Raw genomic sequence first — 7,497 nt, forward strand, 5'->3', positions numbered from 1 at the left:
ACTTGCCGGCCCCGGTTCTTGAATGTTCGAGCGCCCTGGGAGGGTTGATGGACGGTGCGGCTCCGCTCTTGCGCATGGAAGGCATATCGAAGCGCTATGGCGGCGTGCGGGCGCTGGAGAAGGCCGACCTGTCGGTCGAGGCCGGCAGCATCCACGCCATCCTCGGCGAAAACGGCGCCGGCAAGTCGACGCTGATCAAGATCATGGCGGGCGTCGTTGCGCCCGACGAGGGCCGCATGGTGCTGGACGGGCGAGAGGCGACCTTCGCCTCGCCGGGCGCCGCGAACAAGGCCGGCATAGTTTGCATCTTCCAGGAGTTGTCGCTGATTCCCGAACTCAGCGTCGCCGACAACATCGTCATATCCGATCCGCCGAAACGCTTCGGCATGATCGACCGCAAGGCGCAGCGGCGCATCGCCGAGGACGCGCTGGCGCGTGCGGGAGCATCCGACATTCATCCGCTGGCGCTGGTCAAGGACCTGCCGCTGTCACGCCGGCAGATGGTCGAGATCGCCAAGGCATTGGCCAGGAAGCCACGCATCCTGATCCTCGACGAGGCGACCTCGGCACTGACGGCGGCGGATGTGTCGAAGATCTTCGCCGTGCTGAAGCGGCTGCGTTCGGAAGGGCTGGCGCTGCTCTACATCTCGCACCGCATGAACGAGATCGCCGAATTGGCGGACCAGTGCACGGTGTTCCGCAACGGCCGCAATGTCGCCAGCTATCCCGCCGGCTCGAAGAGCGACAGTGAAGTCGTCGAACTGATGATCGGGCGCGAATACAGCCATATCTTCCCGCCCAAGCCGACATTCGCGCCGGCCACCACCGCGCCGGTGCTCGAAGCCCGCAAGCTCTCCTGGACGGATCGCCTGCACAACATCTCGCTGTCGGTCAGGGCAGGCGAGGTGGTCGGCCTCGGCGGCCTCGACGGGCAGGGCCAACGCGAATTGCTGCTCGCTTTCTTCGGCGTCCTGCGTGGCCTTTCCGGCCAGATCCTGGTCGACGGTAAGCCAGTGGGCATCGCCAGCCCCGCCGCCGCACGCGAGAACGGCATCGGCATGGCGCTCATTCCCGAGGATCGCAAGACCGAAGGCCTGATGCTGCCGATGACGGTGCGCGAGAACCTGTCTTTCGCCGCGCTCGACCGGCTGTCGAAAGGCGGCATAATAGACCGCGCCGCCGAGCAGCGGCTTATCGACGACATGGTCGGCCTGCTGGCGATCAAGACGGCCGGCCTCGACATTCCGGTCGGCGCGTTGTCGGGCGGCAACCAGCAGAAGGTCGTCATCGCCAAATGGCTGATGCGCCAGCCGCGCATCATCCTGCTCAACGATCCGACGCGCGGCATCGATGTCGGCACCAAGCAGGAGCTGTATCAGCTGATGCGCAAGCTGGCGGACGCGGGGGCGGCAATCCTGTTCTATTCGACCGACTATGACGAGCTGATCGGCTGCTGCGACCGTGTGCTGGTGCTCTATGACGGGGCGGTCAAGCGCGAATTGGTGGGCGCCGAAATCACCGAACGGGCTCTGATATCAAGCGCGCTCAACATGCCTGGCGGGGATAGCCCGGTGAACCGGGGAGCGAACGCGTGAAAGGGATTTTGGCGTGAAGGATTGGCGCTACTGGTTGGCGGAGCAGCGCGGAACGCTGCTGGCGCTTGGCATCTTCATCGTCATGTTCGTCATCTACACCGCGAACCATCCGGCCGGCTTCACCGCCAATGTCGTGCAGACGGCGGCCAACAAGGGCGTGCTGCTGGCCTTCGTCGCCATGGCGCAGACGCTGGTGGTGATCACCGCGGGCATCGACCTTTCCGTCGGCATGATCTTCCTGTTGACCAACTGCCTGGCCTCGTGGCTGGTGGTGGGCACGCCGGTGCAGACGGCGCTTGGCGTGTTGGCGGTACTGGCCGTCGGACTGCTGTGCGGGGCGATCAACGGCGCCATCGTCATCTACGGGCGGCTGCAGCCGATCGTCGCCACGATCGCCACCGGCGCGGTCTATTATGGCATCGGGCTTCTACTGCGGCCGTTCCCGGGCGGATCGGTCAACGAGGATCTGGCTGACGCGCTGACGGGCCGTGTGTTTGACGTGGTGCCGGCCAGCATGGTTGTGCTCCTGGCCGTCGTGTTGGTGATCTGGGTGCCGTTCAGCCGTTCGGTGCTTGGCCGCGCGGCCTATGCGGCAGGGTCGTCGGAAATGGCGGCCTACATGTCAGGCGTGCCCATCCGGCGCGGCAAGTTCGCAGCCTATACGCTGGCGGGGCTGCTGGCCTCGATCGGCGGCCTGTTCCTGACGTTCTTCACCTATACGGGCGAAGCGGCCTATGCCAGCGGCAACTCCTACACGCTGTTTTCCATTGCCGCCGTGGTGCTGGGCGGCGTCTCGCTGTTCGGCGGCAAGGGGAGTGCCATTGGCGCGATCTTCGGCGCGCTCGCCTTCCGCACCATCGGCGATCTGTTGTTCGTCTTCGATTTCGATCCGCTGTGGCAGCCGCTGTTCCAGGGCGTTATCCTGCTGATCGCCGTCAGCCTCGGCGCCTTCGCCCTGTTTCGGGTCCGCAACCGGCTGGAGTGGTTCCTGTGAGCGAGACGACATTGGGTGGCCTCGCCGGCCGCATGCCGAAATTCATTCGCCGCGCCGATCCCGCGGTGTTGACGGCCTTTGCCTGCATCGTGGTCCTGCTCCTGCTGGGCAGTCTTTATTCGCGCAGCTTCCTGTCGCCTGAATATCTCTTGCAGCAGCTCAAGGTGGCCTCGTTTCTCGGCGTCATCGCCACCGGCATGATGCTGGTCATCCTGCTCGGCCAGATCGACCTGTCGGTGCCGTGGTCGGTGGCGGCGGGCGCGATGATGGCTTGCGCTGCGGCCGCCTATGGCCCGGCCGGCGTTGCGTTGGCCATTCCATTCGGCATCTTGTGCGGGGTGCTGATCGGCATCGTCAACGGCATCGGCGTCGCCTATTTGCGCATTCCCTCCATGATCATCACGCTCGCCACCAACGCCGTCGCGCAAGGGCTGATGGTGGTCTACACCGGCGGCTTCTCGCCCCAGGATTCGGCCACCGGCGCCATGCGCTACCTGGCTACCGGCTTTGCCATTCCGGGAGTTCCCAACGCGGTCATCATCTGGGCGCTGATCGGCGCCGCGATGGTGTTCGTTCTGACCCGCACCGGCTTTGGCCGCACCGTCTACGGCATCGGCAACCGCGAGCGTGCCGCCTACCTCTCCGGCATCGACACAAGGCGCGTGGTGATGATCGCCTTTGCCGTCTCCGGCGGGCTCTCCGCCTTCGGCGGGGTGCTGCTTGCCGGCTACGCCTCCAAGGCGGCGCAGTCGATGGGCGACGCCTATCTCCTGCCGTCGATCGCGGCCGTCGTGCTGGGCGGCACCTCGATCCTTGGCGGGCGCGGCTCCTATCTCGGCACTGTCGCCGGCGTCATCCTGATCACGCTCCTGCAATCCATACTGTCGGTCATGCAGATGCCGGAGGCGGGTAGGCAGATCATCTACGGCGTCGTCATCGTCGCCATGCTGCTGCTCTACGGCCGCGCGCCGGCAAGCCGCTAGACCATCGTGGCGGAAAGGACAGTTCAATCGCCGACAGGCACCGCGGGGCCGGCGCCGGTCATCGTGGCAATGGGCGTCGCCGGCTGCGGCAAGTCGGCCGTCGGCATGGCGCTCGCGGAGAGACTGGGCGCCGTCTTCATCGAAGGCGACCGGCTGCATCCACCGGAAAACGTCGCACGCATGGCCAGAGGCGAGCCGCTCACGGACACTTTGCGCGAGGGATGGCTCGATGCGATCGGCGAGCGCATCGCGGCCTCGGCCGGCAAAGGGCAGGGCGTTGTCGCCGCCTGCTCGGCGCTGAAGCGAAGCTATCGTGAACGACTGCGCGGTTTCCGCCGTGACATCGTCTTCCTTTACCTGGAGATCGATCCGGCCATGGCGAAGCTGCGGGTCGCCAGCCGCAAGGGCCATTTCATGCCGGCAAGCCTGGTCGACAGCCAGTTCGCCATTCTCGAGCCACCGGCGGCGGATGAGCGGGCGCTGACGCTCGATGCGACGCACCCGATCGCCGATCTCGTCGCCGAGGCGGTGCGCATGACGCGGCGGTTCTGAACCTTGATCGGCGCCATACCGGCATGCGACTTACGCCGGCAAGTGCGGCTCATGCGCAGGATCTAGATCTGCGACGTCAACTCGACCGGAAAATCATCATTGTCGGCATCGCGCATGGCGGCAAGGCTGCGGTTGTCCAGCACCTCAGCGATTGCCTGGCGCACCTCGAGCATCATGTGCCGGACCTGGCACGTCGCTTCGTCGCAATCCTCGCAGCGCTGATACTGCGTGCGGCTGGCGCATGGGATCGGCGCCAGCGGCCCGTCCAGCACACGCACCACATGGCCGATCTTGATCTCCGAGGCCGGGCGGGCGAGGCGATAGCCGCCTTCCTTGCCTTTGCGGCTCTGGACGAAGCCGGCATTGCGCAGCTCGCCCAGAATGGCATCGAGGAATTTTTTCGGGATGTTGTTGGCGACCGCGATGTCGTTGACGAAGGCCAATTGGCCAGCCGGCAAGCCGGACAGATGCACGAGGGCCTTGAGGCCGTATTTGCCTTTTTTAGTCAGCATGCCCGAGTCAACCCATGAAGCCCCAACAATCCGCATCTGGCGGCTGTTTGTGTGCAAATGATGACGGGGCTTGTGGAGCGCTGCCGTTTCGCGAACAAGCCGATTTGTCGGCACGTTAGGCGCAAACGCGTTGATTCTTCGTAACCTTTTGCGCGGCTGGCGTCGTATTTGCCATATTTTGCCGCAAACGGCGAAAGCCGGCAAAGCGCCGGCTTTCCTGATTTGCTTACCGTAACGTGCTATCGCGCCGCGAAAACCTTATCGGCTGCCATAGGCCTGGTCGAGCAGGCCGCCGGCGGCGAAATGCTCTTTCTGGATGTTGTCCCAGCCGCCGAAGACGTTTTCCACCGTCAGCAGGCGCACGTCCGGGAAGTCGGCCTTGTGTTTGGCGGCGACGGCCGTGTCGCGGGCGCGCAGGCCATTGTCAGCGGCGATGTCCTGCCCCTCGGGCGTATAGAGGAAATCGAGATAGCTTTTGGCCAGATCACGCGTGCCATGTTCGTCGGCGACCTTGTCGACGATCGCCACCGGGAATTCTGCCAGCAGGCTGACGGAAGGCGTGACCTGCTCGAATTTGTCGTCGCCATACTCCTTGCGGATGCCGCGGGTTTCGGATTCGAACGTGATCAGCACGTCACCGATCTCGCGCTGCACGAAAGTGGTGGTGGCTGCGCGCCCGCCGGTGTCGAAGATCGGCACGTTGTTGAACAACTTGGTGATGAATTCCTTCACCTTGGCGTCGTCGCCCTTGAAGGCCTCCTTGGCGTAGGCGGTCGCCGCCAGATAGGTGTAGCGCGCATTGCCCGAGGTTTTCGGGTTGGGGAAGATCACCTGCACGTCGTCGCGCACCAGGTCGTTCCAATCCTTGATGTGCTTGGGGTTGCCCGCCCGCACCAGGAAGGACGGCAGCGAATAGAAGGGCGAGGCGTTGTCGGGAAAATCCTTCTGCCAGTCGGCCGAGACGAGGCCCTTCTTGACCAGGAAGTCGATGTCGGTGACCTGGTTGAAGGTGACGACATCAGCGCCGAGCCCTTCGGCGATGGCGCGTGCCTGAGCCGAGGTGCCGGCATGCGACTGGTCGATGCTCACGCCCGGGTGCTTCTCGATGAATGCCTTGTTGACCTGGACGAACAGTTCGCGGCCGACGTCATAGGAGGCGTTGAGCAGCTTGTCGGCAGACCAGGCTTGGGAAGATGCGAGGAACAGGCCGGCGACGGTGGCGACGCCGAGGAGAAATCGCTTCATGAAATAAGACTCCGTGTAGTGCTTAATCACCTGACCATAGTCCTGCGCCACTTGCCCGACGAGGCACGTGCAATAGTTTCGCGGTGCCACCGTAAGAAAAAATGTCGTCATGAACGCTGTCATTAGAATTTTGTTCCGCCCAATATGCATATACAAAGGAGGCAACCATGCCCCAACACCGCCATTCAACAACGCGGCCGTCGAAGGAGGCGAAGCTGTTTCGCAATAACCGCAGCCAGGCGGTGCGCATTCCTGTCGAGTTCGAGCTCCCCGGCGAGAAGGTCCTGATCAGCCGTGAAGGCGACCGCCTTGTCATTGAGCCGATCCGCAAAGCTGGGCTCGGCGCGTTGCTCGCCCAATGGGCAAACGAGCCGCCGCTCGGCCCCGAGGACGATCTTCCCGAAATCAATGATGCGCCAGTCGAATCCGAGGACATTTTTTGATGCGGTTCATGCTGGACACCAACATCATCAGTGACATGATCCGAAATCCGGCTGGCAAAGCCGCCAATGCAGTGGAGCGCGAGGGAGACGACGCCATTTGCACAAGTATCGTGGTTGCCTCGGAATTGCGATATGGCTGTGCCAGGAAGGGATCAACCAAGCTGCTCAAAAAAGTCGAGCAATTGCTGGCTGAGATTCCGGTCTTGCCGCTCGATGTGCCGGCGGATGCAGAGTATGGCGCCCTTCGTGCAGAACTGGAGGCCGCCGGCCAACCCATTGACTATACGACCTTTTTATTGCTGCGCACGCCTGCGCTGTGGGCATCACTTTGGTAACGGCCAATACGGGCGAGTTCATCCGAATCCGCAACCTCAAGATCGAGAACTGGCTGGAGTAGTGCTCGGTCTAATATCAAGCAGCCGGAAACAGCTTCCAGCGGCCCGGGCGGAATGCTACCCGGCTCTTCTGCGCCGCGGGATGGTCGACGGGCAGCTCGATCTCGACGCGCTGGCGTTCGCCGCCGATCTCGAGTTCCACCCGGCGGGTGCCGGCGACGCGGCGGCTGGCGACCACCGTGCCGGCGATGCAGCCAGAGCAGCCGCTCAGCAATTCGACGTCGTGCGGGCGGAAGTACAGCCTGGCGTTGCCGCTGGCGGCCTCCGGCGCCGACAGCCCGATCGGGCGATCGGCGAGCCAGACCTCGCCATTCTCGACCTTGACGGGAAGCGAGCTCGATTCGCCGATGAAGCCATAGACGAAAGGCGAGTTCGGCCTGTCATAGATGTCGTCGGCGGTGCCGACCTGCTCGATGCGGCCCTGGCTCATCACCACGACGCGGTCGGCAAGCTCCAGCGCCTCTTCCTGGTCGTGGGTGACGAAGACGGTGGTGTGGCCGGTGGCGTCATGGATGTCGCGCAGCCAGCGGCGCAGTTCCCGGCGCACCTGCGCATCGAGCGCGCCGAACGGCTCGTCGAGCAGAAGCACTTTGGGTTCGATCGCCATGGCGCGCGCCAGCGCGACGCGCTGGCGCTGGCCGCCGGATAGCTGCGCCGGATAGCGCTTTTCCAGGCCCGAGAGCTGGACCAGGTCGAGCAGCTCGGAGGCGCGGCGGCGGATCTCCTGCGCCGGCGGCCGCGTCGAGCCCTGCCGGACCTTGAGGCCGAAGCCGATATT

The 7,497-nt window shown here is 64.1% G+C and carries 8 protein-coding genes and 1 pseudogene; 6 read left to right on the top strand and 3 right to left on the bottom strand.

The window, feature by feature from the left end; all coding sequences use genetic code 11:
- Nucleotides 1-47: 47 nt before the first annotated feature.
- The 4 genes from LB541_RS28400 to LB541_RS28415 all read left to right on the top strand — a co-directional run bounded on the left by LB541_RS28400 (nt 48) and on the right by LB541_RS28415 (nt 4,124).
- Complete coding sequence (locus LB541_RS28400; RefSeq protein WP_140515833.1) at nt 48-1,595, top strand: sugar ABC transporter ATP-binding protein; 1,548 nt, start codon at nt 48-50, stop codon at nt 1,593-1,595.
- Nucleotides 1,596-1,608: 13 nt separating this feature from the next.
- Nucleotides 1,609-2,589, top strand: a complete 981-nt coding sequence (locus tag LB541_RS28405; protein WP_140499841.1) for an ABC transporter permease — start codon at nt 1,609-1,611, stop codon at nt 2,587-2,589.
- Nucleotides 2,586-3,572, top strand: coding sequence for an ABC transporter permease (locus LB541_RS28410; protein ID WP_140499839.1), 987 nt, complete (start codon nt 2,586-2,588; stop codon nt 3,570-3,572). The genes LB541_RS28405 and LB541_RS28410 overlap by 4 nt, the downstream gene beginning before the upstream one ends.
- Nucleotides 3,573-3,641: 69 nt before the next feature.
- Nucleotides 3,642-4,124 (top strand): gluconokinase, encoded by a 483-nt coding sequence (locus tag LB541_RS28415; RefSeq protein ID WP_140666849.1) that lies wholly within the window; start codon nt 3,642-3,644, stop codon nt 4,122-4,124.
- Between the two features lie 62 nt (nt 4,125-4,186).
- On the opposite strand, the gene LB541_RS28420 is transcribed toward LB541_RS28415, so the two are convergent.
- Nucleotides 4,187-4,636: an RrF2 family transcriptional regulator gene (locus LB541_RS28420; RefSeq protein WP_013530871.1), complete on the bottom strand. Its 450-nt coding sequence runs from the start codon at nt 4,634-4,636 to the stop codon at nt 4,187-4,189.
- 258 nt (nt 4,637-4,894) lie between these two features.
- Complete coding sequence (locus LB541_RS28425) at nt 4,895-5,881, bottom strand: sulfate ABC transporter substrate-binding protein (protein ID WP_140499837.1); 987 nt, start codon at nt 5,879-5,881, stop codon at nt 4,895-4,897.
- Nucleotides 5,882-6,048: 167 nt separating this feature from the next.
- On the opposite strand from LB541_RS28425, the gene LB541_RS28430 reads away from it, so the two are divergent.
- Together LB541_RS28430 and LB541_RS28435 are read left to right on the top strand one after the other, a co-directional pair.
- A complete protein-coding gene (locus LB541_RS28430; protein ID WP_140562394.1) occupies nt 6,049-6,324 on the top strand; it encodes an antitoxin in 276 nt (91 codons plus the stop codon).
- Nucleotides 6,324-6,721 (top strand): annotated as a pseudogene (locus tag LB541_RS28435) (type II toxin-antitoxin system VapC family toxin). Before LB541_RS28430 ends, LB541_RS28435 begins: the two are co-directional and overlap by 1 nt.
- A 14-nt stretch (nt 6,722-6,735) precedes the next feature.
- Here LB541_RS28435 and LB541_RS28440 read toward each other — a convergent pair.
- On the bottom strand, nt 6,736-7,497 hold a 762-nt coding region (locus LB541_RS28440; protein ID WP_140630803.1), incomplete at its 5' end, for a sulfate/molybdate ABC transporter ATP-binding protein.

The sequence above is a fragment of the Mesorhizobium sp. BR1-1-15 genome, assembly GCF_020165475.1.
Classification (GTDB): Bacteria; Pseudomonadota; Alphaproteobacteria; order Rhizobiales; family Rhizobiaceae; genus Mesorhizobium.